General features: G+C 46.0%; 20 protein-coding genes and 1 riboswitch. Of the genes, 3 read left to right on the forward strand and 17 right to left on the reverse strand.

The genetic code is table 11. From position 1 onward, the window contains the following. Nucleotides 1–73 precede the first annotated feature (73 nt). Nucleotides 74–475 carry a fasciclin domain-containing protein gene (locus tag AC5JL3_RS30120; RefSeq protein ID WP_496077949.1) on the forward strand — a complete coding sequence of 134 codons (402 nt, stop codon included), beginning with the start codon at nt 74–76 and terminating at the stop codon, nt 473–475. A 220-nt stretch (nt 476–695) separates the two neighbouring features. Here the strand turns inward: AC5JL3_RS30120 and AC5JL3_RS30125 are convergent, their stop codons facing one another. The 13 genes from AC5JL3_RS30125 to AC5JL3_RS30185 form a co-directional block, all read right to left on the reverse strand. After that, nucleotides 696–989 (reverse strand): hypothetical protein, encoded by a 294-nt coding sequence (locus AC5JL3_RS30125; protein ID WP_496077950.1) that lies wholly within the window; start codon nt 987–989, stop codon nt 696–698. Nucleotides 990–1,355: 366 nt separating this feature from the next. Then, on the reverse strand, nt 1,356–2,696 hold the full coding sequence (locus tag AC5JL3_RS30130; RefSeq protein WP_496077951.1) for a CO2 hydration protein: 1,341 nt from the start codon (nt 2,694–2,696) through the stop codon (nt 1,356–1,358). A gap of 213 nt (nt 2,697–2,909) precedes the next feature. Beyond that, entirely contained in the window at nt 2,910–4,427 is a 1,518-nt protein-coding gene (locus tag AC5JL3_RS30135; protein WP_496078013.1) for an NADH-quinone oxidoreductase subunit M, read from the reverse strand. Between the two features lie 276 nt (nt 4,428–4,703). Further along, complete coding sequence (locus tag AC5JL3_RS30140) at nt 4,704–6,566, reverse strand: NAD(P)H-quinone oxidoreductase subunit F (protein WP_496077952.1); 1,863 nt, start codon at nt 6,564–6,566, stop codon at nt 4,704–4,706. 392 nt (nt 6,567–6,958) lie between these two features. After that, nucleotides 6,959–7,165, reverse strand: a complete 207-nt coding sequence (locus AC5JL3_RS30145; protein WP_496077953.1) for a diguanylate cyclase domain-containing protein — start codon at nt 7,163–7,165, stop codon at nt 6,959–6,961. Next, nucleotides 7,122–7,229, reverse strand: coding sequence for a hypothetical protein (locus AC5JL3_RS30150; RefSeq protein WP_496077954.1), 108 nt, complete (start codon nt 7,227–7,229; stop codon nt 7,122–7,124). Before AC5JL3_RS30150 ends, AC5JL3_RS30145 begins: the two co-directional genes overlap by 44 nt. A gap of 413 nt (nt 7,230–7,642) precedes the next feature. Continuing rightward, nucleotides 7,643–8,419 carry an ABC transporter ATP-binding protein gene (locus AC5JL3_RS30155; RefSeq protein ID WP_496077955.1) on the reverse strand — a complete coding sequence of 259 codons (777 nt, stop codon included), beginning with the start codon at nt 8,417–8,419 and terminating at the stop codon, nt 7,643–7,645. A gap of 72 nt (nt 8,420–8,491) precedes the next feature. After that, a complete protein-coding gene (locus tag AC5JL3_RS30160) occupies nt 8,492–9,343 on the reverse strand; it encodes an ABC transporter permease (protein ID WP_496077956.1) in 852 nt (283 codons plus the stop codon). Between the two features lie 153 nt (nt 9,344–9,496). Further along, on the reverse strand, nt 9,497–10,546 hold the full coding sequence (locus AC5JL3_RS30165) for an ABC transporter substrate-binding protein (protein WP_496077957.1): 1,050 nt from the start codon (nt 10,544–10,546) through the stop codon (nt 9,497–9,499). A gap of 411 nt (nt 10,547–10,957) precedes the next feature. Beyond that, a complete protein-coding gene (gene hypB, locus AC5JL3_RS30170; protein WP_496077958.1) occupies nt 10,958–11,665 on the reverse strand; it encodes a hydrogenase nickel incorporation protein HypB in 708 nt (235 codons plus the stop codon). After that, nucleotides 11,649–12,035, reverse strand: a complete 387-nt coding sequence (gene hypA, locus AC5JL3_RS30175) for a hydrogenase maturation nickel metallochaperone HypA (protein WP_496077959.1) — start codon at nt 12,033–12,035, stop codon at nt 11,649–11,651. Before hypA ends, hypB begins: the two co-directional genes overlap by 17 nt. Before the next feature lie 3 nt (nt 12,036–12,038). Next, a complete protein-coding gene (gene speB / locus AC5JL3_RS30180; protein ID WP_496077960.1) occupies nt 12,039–13,241 on the reverse strand; it encodes an agmatinase in 1,203 nt (400 codons plus the stop codon). A 78-nt stretch (nt 13,242–13,319) separates the two neighbouring features. After that, nucleotides 13,320–13,456, reverse strand: a riboswitch (guanidine-I (ykkC/yxkD leader). Nucleotides 13,457–13,687: 231 nt separating this feature from the next. Next, on the reverse strand, nt 13,688–15,190 hold the full coding sequence (locus AC5JL3_RS30185) for a hypothetical protein (RefSeq protein WP_496077961.1): 1,503 nt from the start codon (nt 15,188–15,190) through the stop codon (nt 13,688–13,690). A gap of 359 nt (nt 15,191–15,549) precedes the next feature. Between AC5JL3_RS30185 and AC5JL3_RS30190 the strand changes: the two genes are divergently transcribed. Next, complete coding sequence (locus AC5JL3_RS30190; protein ID WP_496077962.1) at nt 15,550–15,861, forward strand: DUF1816 domain-containing protein; 312 nt, start codon at nt 15,550–15,552, stop codon at nt 15,859–15,861. A 125-nt stretch (nt 15,862–15,986) separates the two neighbouring features. Continuing rightward, nucleotides 15,987–16,229 carry a DUF8620 family protein gene (locus AC5JL3_RS30195; RefSeq protein ID WP_496077963.1) on the forward strand — a complete coding sequence of 81 codons (243 nt, stop codon included), beginning with the start codon at nt 15,987–15,989 and terminating at the stop codon, nt 16,227–16,229. A gap of 1 nt (nt 16,230) precedes the next feature. Here the strand turns inward: AC5JL3_RS30195 and AC5JL3_RS30200 are convergent, their stop codons facing one another. From AC5JL3_RS30200 to AC5JL3_RS30215, 4 genes are all read right to left on the reverse strand, one after another. After that, entirely contained in the window at nt 16,231–16,644 is a 414-nt protein-coding gene (locus tag AC5JL3_RS30200) for a hypothetical protein (RefSeq protein WP_192218429.1), read from the reverse strand. A gap of 207 nt (nt 16,645–16,851) precedes the next feature. Beyond that, complete coding sequence (locus AC5JL3_RS30205) at nt 16,852–17,193, reverse strand: HepT-like ribonuclease domain-containing protein (RefSeq protein WP_496077964.1); 342 nt, start codon at nt 17,191–17,193, stop codon at nt 16,852–16,854. Then, nucleotides 17,190–17,501, reverse strand: coding sequence for a nucleotidyltransferase family protein (locus tag AC5JL3_RS30210; protein ID WP_496077965.1), 312 nt, complete (start codon nt 17,499–17,501; stop codon nt 17,190–17,192). The genes AC5JL3_RS30205 and AC5JL3_RS30210 overlap by 4 nt, the downstream gene beginning before the upstream one ends. Further along, nucleotides 17,494–19,533, reverse strand: a complete 2,040-nt coding sequence (locus AC5JL3_RS30215; protein ID WP_496077966.1) for a sensor histidine kinase — start codon at nt 19,531–19,533, stop codon at nt 17,494–17,496. Before AC5JL3_RS30215 ends, AC5JL3_RS30210 begins: the two co-directional genes overlap by 8 nt. Nucleotides 19,534–19,620: the final 87 nt, after the last annotated feature.

Below are 19,620 nucleotides of genomic sequence, written 5' to 3' on the forward strand. Positions count from 1 at the left end.
TAAAAAATAGCAACAAAATTTAAGTAAAATAATAAGTTAGATTTTTTGGCAAATTTTAGCTGAGTATAAATAAATGCCTGATATTGTTGATATTGCGGTTAGCGCGGGTTCTTTCGAGACTCTAGTAACTGCTGTCAAAGCGGCTGGATTAGTGGAGACGCTGAAAAGTCCCGGCCCTTTTACTGTATTTGCACCGAATGACGAGGCCTTTGCCAAACTCCCGCCGGGAACGATTCAAACCCTCGTGCAGAACATTCCGCAGCTAACCCGAATCTTGAAGTATCACGTCGTCTCTGGCAAGTTAACAAAAGCCGATTTGGAAAAAGTGGACTCAGTTATCTCTGTTGAAGGTTCACCGATAAGGATTGATACCTCTGATGGTTTTGAGGTAAAAAATGCCACTGTTCTAGCCGCAGATATCGAAGCCGATAACGGTGTCATCCACGTTATTGACACAGTAATTCTGATGGGATGAGTGAACCTTGTTGGTAAGACAAGTTGCCCCAAGTTGCTGAACTGCTATTTGGCACTAACACAGATCGGGGCTGTAGAGAAATTCTCGCGCGATCGCTTTTAGCGCTACCGTAGGTAATCGCACTTGCTAATCCAGCAAACAGGGAAAGCACGATCAGCTTCGCTGGTGCCAAAGGCGATCGCAAGCTTTAACCCGATCAATTAGGCAAGATGAAGGATGTTCATACTACTCCCTCATTGCGAGGGTTTGGAGGCTTTGGTCCCCGTAGTGGTATTTCTACAATTACACACGGTTCTAAGTCTTTCTCGGATTGGCTTGTGTTGCTCTCGACTTCTTGGTCTTCCGGCTCCTCTCCACCCAGCATAATTTCTGGATCTTTCCAGTCACAAACCATACAAAAGGTCAGTTTCCACTTATCGCCATCATCGTCACGCACGTAATCTAATCCCAATTTATAAGACTGGCATTGCGGACATCGCTCTGGAATACCCCGCTCAAAACGGAGAATCGACATTGTAAAAGCTGATAAAACGTGTTCCGTGGCATCAAGCGTGAACTCAGCGTCGAAGCGCGTCGCCTTCGTGGCGTGGGTTAACCAATTTGCTAGTTGCCATAATGTTGTATTTTCCTCTGTATAAGTAGGTCAAGTCGCCACCATTAATTTTGCCTTTATCGAAAACGGCTATTCCAAGACCGAGGTCTCCTAAATTTGAGCTGAACTTAACTGAGTAAATACCTGAAAGCATGAGTAAATATCGTAAATCTATCAGTGTCTATCGCAGCATAGCTTAGCGCTTCAGTTATCGACAACGTTAACACTAACACCCCTCTAAAAAAATAAGCCCCCGCTAAAAAGGAGGGCTGAAAAAATTTACCTTCCCTACCTATAATCCGGCGTCTGAATAGCTCCCAAACGAGCCGCATTACGCATCCCATATTCGGGGCGACAGAAGCGGTCTAATTGCGCTTCAAAAAATTCTCGATTTGCTTGCAAGTGCTTCGGATTCGGGTCATCTAACGGATACAGAAGCGCAGTCCGCAACGCTTGAAACACCCCTGAGGTAACGCAGTACATCGAACGCTGGAACGTTACCGCAATTTGGTTGAGGATATCATCATCGCTGCGGCAACGATCTTTGTAGAAGTCCTTGAGATAGGGAGGCAGGAAATGGTACATATCCTGCATTAGCAGTGTCGGTGGGATACCTGCTGTACCAACTGGGAATTTATCAGCATAGAGAACTCCATAGTGGAAGTCTTTCTGATCGTCGGGAACTTCCCCAGCTTGAGCATTGTAGGATTTTGTTCCTCTAAATGGAGCGGTGCGATAGAAAACAGCTTCTACATAGGGAAGCGCTGCTTCGTACAACCAAGTGAAACCCTTTGATTTGGGGATGATTTCGTAGCATTCACCCCGGATGTAGACGTGGTGGTAGATGGGACGACCTGCGATCGCAAAAATCCCATTTACAATAAAATTCATCGCCTCCGGAACCGTTGTAATTTTCCCCTCATCGTAGAGGTCAGAAATTTCAAAGAAAACTGGAGCCATGATTTCCCAAAATAGCCCCAAATTGCTGTAATAAGATGCCTGACGGCACTGCTCCAAAAACATCTCTGGGAACATTTTATGGAGTCCCAACATTAAAGGATTGCCCTTAAAGTAAGCCTTAATTGCTCTATCTGCGTTGGCTTTGTATTCTTCAGAATCTAAGTAGGGGTCAAATTGGTTAACTGGCGCGTACATATTACGATGCCAAAGCATCGCCCGCATACAGGCTTCAGCGAACTCCATATTAATCCGGTCATGCCACAAGTGATGGAGTAACTTGGGCATTTTGCCTGTTTCCCCCTTCTCGATAAACTCCAAAAGTTCGGGATGGGCAGTCGCTTCTCCTCGCCAAATCCGCAAGTCGGCATCGTCGCCAGCGTAATGATTGTGCAGATCTAAATACTCTTTGGGGAGGAAGTATTTAAAGAAGGGGAGGGGATTTAAAAAGACACGTTCGGCAATATAAAGCAAGTCGCGCCAGTAGAAATCCATTGGCACAGCATACGCTTTCCAAATGCCGACAATTTGCATTAGATTTTCCGGCGTATCCGGTATCATTGCACCACCAGCTTCTAAGCGGTGAATGACATCAGCAAATTCATGTCTAGAAGGAGGCAATTTAGGTTTATTTGGTTCACTTGCAGTAGATTTATCTAAAGTTGTGGTCATGGTCTTAATTTCTTTTGCTTAGAATGATGATTTTGCTGGTTACCCATCTCTATTGAAAATAGGGAGTAGGTGCTAGGTGGTAGGGGAGAGGAATTTTCATTCTTTGTTGTGAAGGTAATTCATGGCGAGTCTTGCACCTATTACTTTCAACCGCCGAGGGATTGATTAGGACTTTAGCTATTAGCCAGGGAATTACTTCCCTGGCGGAACTTGCTATTTGTTAGTTGCCACGTTTGGCTGAGAGTTAACGGCTACTTGCTGCTTACCTTCAGTTGAAGCCGCCGTAATAATTGCTGTGGTAGTCGGCTCCATCCAGCGCACTAACCAAGTAGGTTGTATCCCCAAGAAGAAGATGAGAGCAGCTAAAACAAAAGCAGGGGCTTTTTCAGCGAACAGGACTTTGGGATAGTACGATGTTTTGTTGTCAAGCTTGCCAAAACAGGTGCGGTTGAGGAGAATCACGAAGTAAACGGCGGTTAAGCCAGATGCAAAGATACACAACAGCGTTTGCCACGGGAAAACCGGATAAGTGCCTTGGAACACCATAAATTCAGCAATAAAGCCGACTAAACCAGGAATTCCAGCGCTAGCCATTCCACTCAAAATTAGGAGAGCGCTCACTAAGGGCAAACCGCGCATGGGATTCATCAAACCATTGAGAACATCCAAGTCGCGGGTGCCAACTTTGACTTCGATAATACCTACGAGATAAAACAGAATTGCCAGGATTAAACCGTGACTCACCATCTGGGAAACAGCACCCAAGAGGCTCAAGGGCGTAAGTGCGGCGGCGGCGACAACGATGTAGCCCATGTGACCGATAGAGCTATAAGCTACCATGCGCTTGATGTCTTTTTGCGCGATCGCACTCAGCCCCCCATACAAGACGCTCACTACGCCGATAATCGATAGTCCCGGAGCCACAAATGCCCAAGTTTCAGGAAATAACTGCAAACCAAACCGGACCAAACCATAGGTTCCCAACTTGGCAACCATGCCACCCAAAATAATTGCTACTACTGGAGAAGCTTCAACATAAGCATCTGGCATCCAGGTATGCAAAGGAACCAAAGGGATTTTGATACCAAACCCTACCAATATCGCGGTCAAGAGAACAAGCTGAGTAGTTAAGGATAACCCTTGAGTTTTAATTGCGTCATAGTCAAAGCTGGTGGAGTTGGAAAGCCAAGTTATCCCCAGGAATGCGCCTAGAATCAGAATCCCCGATACTGCTGTATAGATGAGGAACTTCATCGCTGCATATTCGCGCTTCTCACCTCCCCAAATGGCAATCAATAGGTAAAGGGGAATTAAGATTACTTCGTAGAACAGGATGAACAGCAGTAAATTTTGGGCGAGAAACGCTCCTGCAACACCAGCATTAACGAGCAGAATTAGAGCATATTTGAGGCGAGGTCGATCGACCTCAAGCCTAGCGCTAAAGATAACGATTAACGTCAGCAGGCTGCTTAGAGCTAGTAAGGGAAAGGATAACCCATCAACACCTAGTTTATAGGTCAAGCCAATTTGGGGAATCCAGGGTACATACTCTTGAAACTGAATTCCTGAATTGGTTATGTCAAATTGAAAACCAAGCCAGAGAGTGACAAGTAAGATAGCTGCTGCGATCGCAATAGCGATAGAACGTATCCGCGTACCTGCTACATTTCTGGGCAAAAGCCCGATGATAGCAGCACCTAATAGAGGTAACCAAATTAGGGTACTTAGCATAGAAAAGTCACGCATTCAAAAGTCGAAAGTTTAATAGAGTTGAAGGTTGAAAATTGAGAGGGCAATTTGATAACTACTAAGCCGCTAACTTGAAAATAAGGCAGAAGGCAAAGGGCAGAAGGAGTAATGATTTTATCCCTTCGTTGCGAGTTCGCGTTCATGGCAGTCTGTCTTGAAAATAGGGGTCAGGGGAAAGCGTTTTTTATCGTAATGTTCGTGAGTACTCTTCTCATAGCGCCTAACTTGCTAACGTTCAATCGGCTAACCTTCAAATCGTTAGCCACCACTGATTAGGGTAAGGTGAGACAAAAAAGGCCAGCTCACTACAATCCCAAAAAACACTATTCCCGATAGAATCGTTAGGGCATAAAACTGGGTCTGACCGGAAACATTGTACTTTAAGCTCTGTCCGCTGAAGACGGTTAATATCCCTACTAAATTGACTGCGCCGTCAACGATATAGCGGTCAGCCCAGGAAATACCCCTGGAGACTAGGTCAACTACAAATACAATCGTCAAGCGGTAAAGTTTCTCGGTGTAAAAGTCGTAGGCAAAGAGGTCTTGCAGGGACTTGCTGCCAAAGCGCACGGGTTTGGCAAAGCCGTTGTTGAGATAAATGAATGACCCAAGACTGCAACCCACTGCACTAGACAAAACTAGCAAACCAGCGACCGTTGTATTCAAGGTTGACCAGTCTGGTATCAGTTGCCATTGCAGGAGGATGAGCGGAACATGGAGGGTGAAGCCCATTAAGAGCATCATAGGTAAAATCATCGGCCAGTGAACTTCGGGCGAGCGTTCGCTCATTGGCTTGGGTTTGCCGCCAAACACTAAGCCGAATACGCGGGTTAAGCTAAAGGTCGCTAGACCATTCACCAGTAGCAATAGTCCTAGCAACCAGGGGTAAGTGTTAGAAAGATGGTCGCCTACTTGCAATAAAGCAAAGAAACCACCCAGAGGAGGTACTGCCACTAAGCCCGTAGCGCCGACGATATAGGCGAATGCCGAAGCCGGTCTTTTAGCCCACAGCCCCCCTAACTTGGTAACATCTTGGGTGATGCTGTTCCAGACAATAGCACCGACGCTCATGACCAGCAGAGCCATTGCTACGGCATAGGTCAACATTAACGTTAGCGCTGTTTGGGCTTGACCAGTGCCGACGGCGATAAACACCAAACCCATGTAAGCGCTAACCAGATAAGACAGGGTACGTTTGATGTCAATTTGCGCGATCGCAACCATCGTACCGCCCAACGCTGTCACGGCACCAATAAATAATGTGGCTGATGCCGCCAAGGGAGAAAGCGCGATAACGGGTTCAATCTTAATGAGTACCCAAGCACCCATGCAGACAACCACTGCGTTCCGCAAAATCGTGCTGGGAACTGGCCCTTCCATCGCTAAATCCAGCCACAGATGGAGAGGAAACTGGGCACATTTGCCCATCGGTCCTGCAATTAAAGCCAAACCTAATAGCGCCGCAACTTTTGGGTCTACGTTTGCCGTACTTGCCCATTCGGCGAGTTCCGAAAAATTCCAGGTTCCTGCTAAGGGATAGATAGCAATAACCCCCATCAGCAGAAATAAATCGCCCACCCGCTTGGTTAAGAACGCATCTCTAGCACCTGTAACCACCAAAGACTGATTGAACCAAAACCCGACTAAGAGGTAAGTTCCGAGGGTGAGGATTTCCAGAATAATGTAGCTGAAAAACAAGGAGTTGCAGAGGGCAAGCGCACACATCCCAGCTTCAAATAATGCCAGTAGCGCATAGAAGCGTGCCCAACCCCAATCCATCTCCATGTAACCAATAGCGTAGATTTGTGCCAGCAGGTTTATCCCTGTAATGACTAGGGTCGCGCCAATGGTAATCGAAGAAAATTCCAAGGGAATGGTCAGATCGAGATCGACAACTTGAAGCCAAGGAATTAGTATTTCTTGTGCGGGTTGATTCCAAGTCGCTGGTAAAGCAATTAAACCGTGCAAGAATGCGACGAGGGTCATTAATGCATTGATGTAACCGGCTGGTCTAGGTCCCGTGCGACGGATAATGCTAGGAGACCAAGGTATCGCTAAAATTGAACCAATTAGCGCATAGCAAGGTATCAACCAAGCCGTTTCGAGGAAGAATTGAGCCATCAACCTTACCTTTTAGGATGGAGAAATTCTGAAATTTGTGAAAGCAATACTAAGCCTACCCTGTTGTTCCCAGGACTCGCGAACGCACTGACTTAACTTTTTTTTAAGCTTTATTACCTCAGTGTAATGGTTACCTGACAAAAAAAGAAGGATTAAATTAAATAATTCAATAATGATGGCTGTAAATTCTGCTTATATAATGAAAATTAATAACAACTATTGATTTTTATCCCTATATGTGTTTATCTTTCTCTGGCAATAGGGTGCTCGATTCTCTATTAGCATTAGGAAGAATTTTTGCCTAAAAAAGTCTACTGCTCGTGCCTGTATATCCAAAGGAAATCGAAAAATCTGGATATATAGAAATTACTAGGTTTAATCAGTACGACTATCTAAATGTTAAATTTCTCGATAAACAATAGACCTATGAATAGGAAAATTGCCTTAGCTTGGTACAGCGCAGCATCAGCTACTCGGTAAAGTTCTTGTAGGTCAGTACCATCCTGAGAGTACTCAGCCACCCCTGCACTGAAGGTAACCTGAAAAGTCTGATTCTTAGCATTCGTAACTCCTGCTGATGCCAGGAACGCGATCGCCAAAATATTGCCGATATAAATCGCAGCTGAGTGTGACTCGATTTCCTTGCAGATTGACTAGCCCCATCCTCTGCAATTTATTATCCTAGTTTTTCAAGTACACAGATTGAGCTAACTTTGCTGGCTCAAGGTGTTAACGAGGTTGCTTCACAGGTAGACGAATCTTGTCAACTGAAACTGTAGGTGTTGGTTTTTCTGGAGGGCTATGGCAAAAGAGGTAATACCGAATCCGGGTTAGCTACCCCTTTTTCTGCAACCCATAAAAGTATATAGAGACGTACCCTTCGGGAACAGCTTCGCCGAACTGGTGGAACGTCTCTACGACTAGAATCCCAAAAGGGGATATGGAATCGAATTTAGTTTGAACAGTAGTAGGGTACGTTAAATAACGCACCCTACAAGTAGATTTGCTGCGTAAGCCCTGCATCTATAGAACAACAGCACAACACCCGCGTCAGCTAAAACTAAAAGCCAATGCCGTTAAGCGACTGCGGCAACAGCCTCCTGTCCATGTCTCCGCATTAGCTCCATCAGTTCATCTCGGTAGTCATGGAATATGGAGTGGCGCTTAACAGTGTGGCTGCGTTCAGGCAGGTGGATCGACATTTCCTTTCTAACTGTGCCGGGACGTGCCCCTAGAGCATAAATCCGATTGGAGAGAAAGACAGCTTCTTCCACATCATGGGTAATCATGAAGATCGTGACATTGGTGCGCCGCCAAAGATCAAGGATAAATTCGTGCATCGACTCTTTGGTGTGGATGTCCAATGCGCCGAAGGGTTCATCCATCAACAGCACTTTGGGTTCTGAGGCAAGAGCACGAGCGATCGCAACCCGTTGCTTCATCCCGCCTGATAATTCCTTCGGCAAGGACTTAGCAAACTTTGTTAAGCCGACGACATTTAAATAGTAGCTGGCTTGTTCACGTCGCTGCTTCTTCGGCACGCCCTGAAGTTTGAGTCCAAACTCAGTATTTGCCTGGACACTCATCCACGGGTAGAGTGTGTAGTGCTGAAACACCATACCGCGATCGGGTCCAGGGCCAGTGACAAGCTCGTTATCAATTCTGACTTCTCCAGATGTGGGGCTATCCAGTCCGGCAATCTGCCGTAGCAGCGTAGATTTACCCGAACCCGATGCTCCTACGGCACAGATAAATTCACCTTGCTCGATTGCCATATCAATGTCTTTTAGGACAACTAAATTTCCTTGCTTCGTTGGGAAGTGCTTGTTTAGGTTGTTAATTTGTAGAAACATTTTGTTAAATCTCCAGATAGGGAATTGGGAATTGGGAATTGGGGATTAGGAGCAACTCAAATGGATACCTGGTTAGCGCTTTTGATTGGCCCACTTACAAGAGACTCGTAGGAAGTATTGGAATAATAGGTCGAAGGCAAGCCCGATCACCCCGATGACAATCAACCCCACAAAAATTTCATCAGTTCTTAGGAATCGACCTGCTACACTAATCCGACGACCTAAGCCTTCTGATGCGGCAATTAGTTCTGAGACGATTACCAATTGCCATGCAGCAGCGAGGTTAATCCGGCAGGCATCGATGATTCCAGGCAAAACGTGGGGGAGAATCACTTGAGTTAGAGTTGCCCAGCGATTTCCTCCCAGCATGTAGGTGGCTTCAATCAGTTCTTTTGGCACAAACTTCACGGTATCCATCACCATCAACGAGTTGAAGAAAAAGACTCCGATGAAGATGAGGGTAATTTTTGGTTCCTCGCCGATGCCCAGATACAGAATTAGTAGAGGGATGAAGGCGGGTGCAGGCATATACCGTACCAAGCCGAAGAGCGGTTCGAGTAAGGCGCGAATACTTGCAAAACTGCCCATCAGCACACCAACCGGAATGGAAAGGAGTGCAGCCAACAGAAAGCCAACACCGACTCGCCATAAACTCGCCACTGTATCTTTTAGGAGTTCGCGGGTACTCCACAGCCGTACAAAGGCTTCCCACACCTTAGCGGGTGAGGGCAAAAATTTGGGGTCTATAGTGCCGAATGTTGTTACCAACCACCACAGCAGCAGTGGCAATGCGATCGAGGTGACAATTAATGCTGTATTAAGGGGTCTGGGAATGTCTTCCGCGAGTCGCCAGAAAACAGTAGGATGTAAACTCTTAGGCTTGATAAACTCTTGAATCGATCGAGGGCTGCTGCTTTGGCTCATGGTTCAATTTCAGGATGACTGGGAAAGCAATATATGAGGTTGGTTGTTAGCTCTTGGTAACTGGGAGTTGATGAAACGCTAGTTGAGTAGTAGTTTGAGCATTGATTACCAATCGCCCAAGTAGACAAGATGCAGCCCCAAATCTAAATTCGCTTATGACTTCTTAACTTTCTCGGCGTAGGCTTTAACGAAGCGATCGTCAAATAATTTGCTCAGATCGGGTTGTGTTTTAGCGAGACCTACTTCTGTGAGGAATTTAGTCATCTCCTGGGCAGCAAACTGTAAGGAGGTCATAGTATTACCGGGTTGGAAGGCTTTTAAGTTTTCCTCGATTGTGAAGATCTGAGTGCCGTCAGCGTACTCTTTATATTCGTCAACTTTGACACCTGCCCGTTTCGCCATAATGTCGTATGCTTTGTCCTGATTTGCCTTCATGTAGTCCAATGTGGCAAACCAGGAATTAACAAGGGCTTGCACCTGATCAGGCTTTTCGTCTACAAACTTGCGTGTAAATACTAAGTGGTCGGAAATCGCGCCTGGAAAATCCTTAGAGCTAAAAAGTTCCTTACTTCCTGGTCGCTTCAGCGCCTGAGTTGTGAAGGGAGCAAACACTGCTACGGCATCGACTTGCTCTGCCACAAAGGCAGAGGCGGCTTTACCCGTTTCTAAGGGGACAAACTGAATATCTCGGTCTGATAAGCCTTCTTTCTGTAGCCCCAGTAACAACAGAAAGTGATCGACTGTCCCTTCCTCTGCGGCGACTTTTTTCCCTTTTAGGTCGGCAACAGAGTTAATGCCATCCCGGACGATCACCTTGTCATTGCCAGTGGAGTTGTCGTTAACTAGGACAATCACTTGGTCTACGCCACCGGATACGGAACTTACTGTATCTCCCAGAGTTTGGCTATTGGCATCGATTTGCTCGGCAGTTAGGGTACTGATCGATTCCAAATAGCCATCAAACCACTTCAGATCGACTGAAACATTGTTTTTCTTAAAGATTCCTTGTTCTTGGGCAACCTGCCAGGGAAACCAACCCGGCCACGCACTAAATCCCAAACGAACTCCCCCCGCCACTGCTGAAGCGTCAGCTTCCATTTCTGTCGTGGTTTTGATGTAGACGGCTGGATTGGTGCAACCGATGACCAGAGACAAGGTGATGAAAAAGACAATGCAGTAGGATAAGGGCGATCGCATTTTCATAGCAAATTTTTCATAAAGTAATTTAATGTGAACTGTTAGCTGTCCACCGCGACGATTTATGTAGATTGCTTAACTAATGGTGTAGCGAATATAACGATCACTAATCCGTAACATTCGTTACAAAGCCTTTACAGTATTTTTAAGGTTAGGTCGAATCAGGTGAAGCTCATTAAGCTGCCAAGAGCCTCTCGCGCCGCCTATTTAACTAATCGGTTTTAGGGAAAAGGGGAAAGGTAAAGGGAAAATTTTTTACCTTCCCCTTTACCTTTTCCCATGAGTGCAGATCACTTTCTTAAATGCGTGACTGCTTAAACCAAGGCTCTGAGCTTCAATCTCCCTCCTAATCAACGAAGTTGGGGAATAGCCAGGTGAGCAATATGCCCACCCTAGATTAGTAAGTTTGTTAGGTTCTTAATGGATAGGCGATAGGTGTTGCTCAGAAACTGAGGAGCGATCGCATACAGCACGTAGCCATTCAAACCAAGCTTCCAATCCCTCTCCTGTCTTGGCAGAAACAGAAATAATCGTGCAATCTGGATTCATTTGCCGGACATTCGCGACAATCCGATTCACATCAACATCCAGATGCGGTGCCAAGTCCATCTTGGTAATCAACAAACAGTCGGCTTCTTGGAACATCACAGGATATTTCAGGGGCTTATCTTCTCCCTCTGTAATGCTTAATAAAGCAACTTTAGCGTGTTCACCAACTTCAAATTCAGCAGGACAAACGAGATTACCGACATTCTCGACTAATACCAGCTCGAATTCTGAAGGATTATATTCATGCGCTAATCGATGAATCCCACCCGCGACCATTTTGGAATCGAGATGGCAGGAACGACCTGTATTAATCGCAATTACTGGAACATTGTATTGGCGTAGGCGATCGGCATCTAGTTCCGTCGTCATGTCGCCTTCAATTACAGCAATTTTAAGTTCATTACTGAGTCCGGCTAGCGTTCGTTCCAGCAGCACAGTTTTACCTGCACCGGGACTGCTCATGATATTCAAACAGGTGATACCCCATTCATTAAAATGAGCGCGATTATGGTCAGCGCCCTCTTGATTGGCGTGTAGTAAATTAATGCCTAAGGCAGCGTCAAAGGTTTGATGCATAAGTCTCTGAGGTAGTAGTGTCAGAACAGTATTCAACTCGGTCAATTTTTAGTTCCCGCCCTGAGCGAATATCGTCCATTGGAGAATGACAATCAGGACAGGCGTATTGAATCCCAATTTCAGGTTTGTATTCCTGTTGGCAACGATGGCAAAAGGCAATCAAAGGCGTTTCTTGAATTTCAAGCTTTGCCCCTTCTAAAAAAGTGTTACGACACTGCACCTCAAAAGCAAATTGCAAACTTACAGGTTCAACACAAGTGAACTTACCGACAATTAGGTGAACGCAGGAAATCTTCGGGCGTTCTGGCTGGGATTCCCACCAATCCTTAACTGTTATAATTAACGCCTTGGTCATATCAGTTTCATGCATGGCTTACTTCCACTCATTAACCAATTCCGGCTGGGCTTCCGGGTGAATGTAAGCGGGTTTTTCCTTTCTCGGTAACTGACCTGACACTACTAAATGACCCATTGTGTCGCAAATTACACGAGCCGCCATCAAAGCTGTCATATCGCTAACGTCGTAGGGAGGAGAAACCTCAACAACCTCTAGTCCGCAGACAGGGGCACGTTGGATAATTTTGCCTAGTAAATAGAGTGCTTCACGAGGTAGTAGTCCACCGGGTTCTGGCCAACCTGTTCCAGGGACAAACCCAGCATCAATGCAATCAATATCAAAGCTGATATAGACGCAATCTGTACCGTCTAATGCTCTTTCTAAAGCGAACTCTACAGCGGCATCTAAGCCCATTTCTGTGATGTCTGTAACTGTGAGAATATTGCTAGCCCGTTCGCGGTAGAATTTCACACCTTCACGCGGTACTTGCCAGCCGCCAATTCCCAATTGCACTAAATTTTTAGGAGGTGCATTTTTGATGTTGGTGGCATGAAACCAAGGGCAGGTATGCATCCGTTCATCTAAATCTTTTTCCTGAGTATCCACATGGCGATCAAAGTGGATGATTCCCATTTTTTTGTCGCCCAAGTGACGGCATATTCCCCGCACAGTAGGGTATCCGATGGAGTGATCACCTCCTAAAATAATCGGGAAGGCACCGGAACTAAAGATGTGAGCAATCCCTTTGGAAATCTGGTCGAAGGACTTTTCGTTGTTAGCGGGAATCGTAAAAATATCCCCAACATCACAGAGGGTAATTTGCTCTCGCAAATCGACACCGAGTTCAAAACTATAGGGTGTATAAAGTGCAGAAATCCGGCGAATACCTTGGGGACCAAAACGGGTGCCGGGGCGATAGGTAGTGCCAGAGTCATGAGGTACGCCGACAACAGCAACATCATACTCTCCAACCTTACGCACATCTTCTACATAAGGCGCTTTGAGAAAGGTATTAATCCCAGCATAGTGAGGTAATTCTCCTCTAGAGAAGGTGGGAATTGAGCGATCGCCAATACTCTCTGCTGCTTCTAGTCCAAACTCCAAACCTCTAGAAACTTCTTGTTGCCAGCCTGTTAGTGGAAGTCGGGTTTCTCGTTCTAACGCTCGTTCAGCTTCCGTTGGGGGTTGCTCTGGGTGAGACTCTAGACTTTCCGAAAGGGGACGTTCACGCTCAGTCATGTTTAAAATCCTAGAAATTGACAAACTAAAAAAAAGAAAAACCCAGGAAAGTAACGATAGTTGCTAACTATCATTTACTTCTCCCGGGCTTTTATCCCGCCGTGTAGCTAATCTTGGTTTGCTAAATTTTGTGGAAATTTCCAAGTCAGCTTGCTTCTCTTGGACCAGTCACTTAAGTCGTTAATACTTAAACCGGAACCCTAGAAGCTATCAACTATTAGTTTTTTGGGTGCGATCGGCTCTAATAAGTTCCTTAGAATGTGATCAAAATATCTATAGCTAGCTGCACGATTGAAGCAGTTGTCTTATTACCTAAGAATACTTAGGCTGTGTCTAGCTTATTGATACTTTTATCAATCTCTCTCTAAAAAAAATGTATTAAAGGTTACTAAATCTATCACGGGGAAGCTCTTACGCTTTCTCCTTTAAAGCTGATGGCTGACCGTTTACTCAGACCGTGGTTGAGGCCAAGGAATCTGAGTGTTCGTTGCAAGCTGACTTGCTATGGCTGCTGCTCCGTAACGATTAAGATGGCTAGGGTCAGTAAAATATTCATTCTGGGTAAGCCACTGCTTCCCCAAGTCGATAAAGGTAAAGCCTCCACCCGCTTGCTGTTGCATCATCTGCTGAAATTGCTGTTCACGAGTCCGGCGTACTGGGTCTAGATAATCTTGCGTGATTGGCAAGTTAACGAAAACCAAGGGAATTTGTTGTTGTCTAGCAAAGGCTTTTACTGAATTTAGGGCAGTGGCTTGCTGACCTGCGAGACTAAAGGGTTGATAATCTGCATCATACCGCCCAGCAACTCGTGGATTTTTCTGGTAGTAGGTTTTGGGGTCAAAGCGGCTATCAAGAGGGAGGAAGCCATTGGCATCAATGGCAAAACTGTTGTAGCCGCCAGTTGTATTTCGCACTAGCGTCAGCCGAGAAGGCATCTGTCCCTGACTGAGTTGAGTTAAGAGTAAGCGGTTAATCGGAGAGGGTGTAGGATTACTCGTCGTCTCGAACGATACTCGTGCTAACCGCCAACGCATTACGGCTACTGTCGGGTGAGTTGAATCGGAGGAATTAGACTTTTGTTTGGTTTTCTGGGAAATTGCTGCGTCTGGGATGTCTTCGCAAGCATCTGCGGTGTCAGGGGGACTTGAGGGAAGAATTGGGCGATCGCCTGCAATCAAACTTTGATATCCCTCCGACGCTACCATGCTGTTGTAGGTGCGGTCTACTCGCCCACTGTTAAACGCACGGATGCCATCTGCCCAGACAATGAGTCGGGGTAGTTGCTCACGGGTGAGGATTTGCCGTAGCTGTAAGTCAACCATTTGAGCGGTTGCGCCATTGACCCCAAAGTTGAAGATTTTGAGATTTCCCTTACCTTGAGCGGCTAATTTTTGCTGTAGCTGACGCGGATCGACACCGATTAAGGCACGAGAACTTCCGACAATTAGAACATCGGGTGGTCCAACAGCGGCAACGTAGGATAAGTACAGCAGTAGTTGCTCATCAAAGATTGGGTTGCCAAAGCTGGTGAAGGGAAGTTGAGAATTGGATGTTGCCGATTTTTGGAGGGCAACGTCTAAGTTTTTTAGGTATTCAGCAACTTTTTTTTGGGCAAAAGCACGTTTTGGGCTTTCTTGCGGGACAGATTGCATTCCCTCGATCGCTTGAATCCAACCCGTAACGACTAAATCCCAGTCTTGTTTTGATTGCGCGGATTGAGCAAGGATAGCAGCATCTTGGGCTTTGCCAATGCCTTTGCTGAAGGGGTCAACTTGGGGGCAACTTGAGGGCGCTTGACTGGAACTAACAGCGCGTGTGCCTGAAGTTGCAGCAAAAGGGAAAGTCCTATTGGCTGTTGTCCTGGGGGGTAATGTCCAAGAGCAGCCAGCAACAAATGTGAGTAAAGCTGCGGTAGCGGCACTGTGGAGTCGAAGGCAGAATTTCGGCATAATGCGATCGCCGTGAATTAAACTCTTTCACTGACCTTCTTGCCTCAGCTCCCACTGTTAAGGTGTACCTCTTAACTTGAGGAGGTAAGTGGCTGCGACAAAGTTTCACTATACCACTGACAGATGTGTCTAATCAATGCTAGTGAACCGACCGGGTGTACAACGGTAGCAAGAAGCTATATTCACAAGTTTTTTGCAAGACTCTTTGGGGAGAGAGCAACCGTTTGTAACAACTTGGGTTAACATATGTCTGGATATTTTGAAGCAGGGTGCCGGTTGTTGTGAGCGGCGACACTGCTTACCCTATTCGCAAAGAACGCCGAGTTACTTAGCTCGCCGACACACCTAAGGTTCCAGAAATGCTCGGAGTTTTTTTATCCCTTGTCTTTTTCACATTCTTGTGCATACTTTTCTTCCGCTTTCAGAAACCCCAGGCTCAACCTGAGCTATCTCAAACTACGTCCACGTCCCCTTGGTGGGTGAAAATTATCACCGAGAAACCCCGTTGTACATACTACTTTGGCCCGTTTGATAGTCTTCAGGAAGCGAAGCTGAGCCAAGCGGGTTACATCGAAGATCTTGAGCAGGAGGGAGCGCTCAAAATTGCTGTTGACATCTTGCAAGATCAGCCAACAGTTCTCACGATTGATGAAGAGGAAGAGGATGAGTAAGTTCTCCCTCGGCTAACCTTTACTAAATTTTAGGAAAGGTTGTAACGGCAAGTCGTGATGGTGCTGTAGGATTTAGGTGCTGTTTAGGATGACAAGGCAACAGTTCTGTGGTTGCCAAAGTAAAGATGATAGATCGACTAATCGGTTGGCTCAACCAGTTGTTAGTGATAGATTTTTTTCTGGTCTTGTTGAGCTTTTTTTGGCTAGCGATCGCCGCTTTTGGTCGCTTCGTTGGTCTTCCCTTAGGGCTTGACCTCTGGTATTACCTTTGGCAACCTGTATTTACGCCAGCAATTGGCATTGTCATCGCTGGCACACTTTTGAGTGGACTGTTTAGCTGGATAGCCAATGCAATAAAGACTAATTAATTTAGTCCGATTGGCGGGGTTGTGCGACACGAGCCTCAATATCCTCCAAGGTGTTCAGGAGTAGACGCTTTGCCTGTAATTCCCAACCCCATTTCTGAAGGCGGTAGGCAGCAACAGCCCCTGCAACAGCGACAACGTAGCCTAAGGCTTGTGATAGAGAAATTGCTCCCAATAAACCCAATCCAGCAATTCCCCAAAAAGGTAAAGCAACAGTTTGGCGCTGTTCCTCAACGACTTGGCGTAAGCCACCGCTGGGTTGCAGTTGTGCTGATAAAGCTTCTTTGGCTAGGCGCTGTTCTGCGGCTGAGACAGAAAGCCCAATTTTACGGCGTAGTTTCTCCATTTTCCGGGCATCGGTACTGTACTCAGTGAGTTCGTCTTCTGCCATTTTGATCATGCGTTCCAGTTGGCTCATTGTTGTTGGTTGTTGGTTGTTGGTTGCTTGTTAAAGAATACAAACAACGAGTAACCAACAACAAATAACCTGGTTAAAACTTTATTGCTTCACTATTTTTGTTTAAGTCCCGCTATTGAATTGGGATTAGTGAATGCCATAGTTGCCAATCGCGCCAACTCCTCAAACTTTTCCTCCAACTTCACCCTTAACCCCTGCATTATCTCCTCACGCCTCCCCCAACTCTTGCAACATCCTTTCCACCGTTACCTTCAACGGAGGTAGATTATTCTGCACGATCGCCCAAACTAAATTCAGCGATAACCGGAAATACTCATGCACCAGAATATTTCTAAACGCCACAATCTGTGCCCACGGCACCTCAGAATATCGGTTCATCAAATCACCAAATAACGAAGAAGCCGCTTCTCCAATAATCTGGAGATGATGAATAACCCAAACCTGAATCAGTTCTTGTTCATCAAATGCCTGTCTGCCAAGGCTTGCATATCGTTCAATCGCCACAATTGCATCTAAAATATCTTGCAGCCGTTCAGGCTCTCGCCTCATAGCATCACAGCCTCACGGCATACGCGATCGCGTATGCGTTCCTTCAACATATCCACCGTCGCAATATCAACCTTGCGATTGAGTAGCAGTTCTAAATCAATTAATAGTCCTGCTGGAAACCAGGGCGTGATTTTTCCCAAATCATAGTCAACTAAAAAATCAATATCACTCTCTTCGGTTGCTTCTCCCCGTGCCACCGAACCAAACACCCGCACGTTGTAGGCTCCATGCTTTTGTGCAATAGCAAGAATTTCCGTTCGCCGCTCTTGCAACAAATCGTTAATTCCTAACCCTGTTTTGCTAGTCATGCGCTATATCCCCGAAGGCATCAGGATTCGATACGAAAGAGTTCAAGGGCAGCGTGACAATAAAGGTTGTTCCCACGCCTACAACACTTTCTACAGTAATTTGACCTCCGTGTAAGTCCAGACACTTTTTGACAATAGCTAGCCCTAAACCTGTACCAGGAATCGTTCCAACATTACTGGCTCGATGGAAAGACTCGAATAGTTTCGGCAAGTCTTCTGCTGGAATGCCAATGCCTTTGTCCTGAATGCTCAAAACAGCAACACTCTCCTTACATTCGAGATCAAATCGAACTGTGCTTTCTTGAGGGGAATACTTAATCGCATTGGAGAGCAAATTAGTGAGGCTTTGTCGTATCAGTCTTTCATCAAGACAAGTATTAGTACAGTTGCCTCGACTCGTAAAGGTGATAAGCTCTCCAGGCGTGGCTCGCTCTAATGAGGCTTGGTTATCTGGAGCCTCTGTGCTGGCACTTACCCTCCTCTGGTTCTGGCTAGCAGAGCGTATTTCTTCAACAAGTTCCTGGCAGAACTGCTCTAAGTTGAGAGGAGCTGGGTTGAATTGTAATCTATCTGCCTCCGCTTGACCGATGAATAGTACATCACTAACTAAGTCAGCCATGTGTTTGCTGCTGTTCTGAATGCGCCGCAGATGAATCAGTTTTCTCTCTTGTTTCAAGTTATCACCGTAGCTTTCGAGAAGCTCAGCGGAAGAAAGAATCGTAGTGAGCGGGGTGCGGTATTCGTGGGAGATTGTGGTGATAATTCTGGATTTAAGGGAGCTGAGTTCTCGTTCTGTTTCTAGAGCCTTACGAAGTTCTGCTTCTGCTTTTTTGCGATCGCTAATGTCTCGAACAACGACTTGAGCGGCTGGCTTCTCTTGGTAGATAAAAGGAGCGGCTGCAACCTCGACATCAATAATAGTTCCATCGAATCTCACAGCTTTCTGTTCTATCAACTCTACTGGTTGTCCTTCTCTAAGTTCTCGGATCTGCTCCTTGACAAGTTCCTGATAGTCTGGATGCACAACATCCAATACGCATTTACCAAGTAGCTCTTCCCGGTTGCTTGCACCGTAAAGCTTGACAGTTGCGCTGTTGATAAAGACAAATTGCTCATCACATTGGATAAAGATCGCTTCAGGACATAATTCCACCCGTTGTCGGTAGCGTTCTTCACTCTCACGCAAAACTTCCTGTGCCTGCTCACGCTCTCGTATCTCTTTGAGCAGTTGTTCATTTGCTTGTCGTAATTCTTGGGTACGTTCTGCGACTCGGCTTTCCAGTTCTTCGTTAGCTCGTTGCAGTGTTTCTTCGGCACGTTTGTAAGCGCTAATATCCTCTATCAGTCCTTCCAGAACAGGCTCAGCTTCCGTGGTACTAATGGTCTGGTTTAATAAAACCCACAGACTACTGCCCTCGGCTCGACGCAACTGCACCTCGCGTTCCGAGACTGAACCCTGAAGTTCCACGTCTGGCTGCCAGACAAGTTCCTGCAAATCTAAGGTTTGGGCTTCCTGCAAAGAACTCACAGCCAATAAACGCAGAAACGCGGCATTCCCCTCTAATAGATATCCATCTAACGTTGAACGAAACACACCAACATTCAAACGATTCAGCAGCGTCTCTAGACGCATCTCCAAACGTTCGGTTTTGCGCTTAGATTCAGCTCGTTCCAAAGCGGCGCGTACTGCCACCGATAGACGAATGTAATGCTTAGGAGATTTGATAATGTAATCATCCAAGCCAGTCTTCATCGCTTCGACAGCAATCTCTTGATTGCCGCTATCGGTGAACATAATCACTGGGCAGTGAGCATAGCGAGACTTGAACTCCTGTAGCACACTCACCCCATCGTTCCAGCGTAGTTGATAGTCTGTAATGACCAGATCAAAATTGCCCGTGTTTAATGCCTGGTTTAAGCCTTCTGTGTCGATAATTTCCTCTGCCTCTAGGTTGGGAAATTCGCGGCTCAATTCACGGAGAATCAAAATGCGATCTTCTGGGTTGTCGTCAATAATAACAAGACGGCACACTGGTAGTCCTGCAAAAACTTATCTCCCGAACCATAGACTATTTCAAGTGTTTGTGACTGCTACCTTTTGAAAGAATTAATAGACACG

Source organism: Symplocastrum torsivum (genome assembly GCF_059505465.1).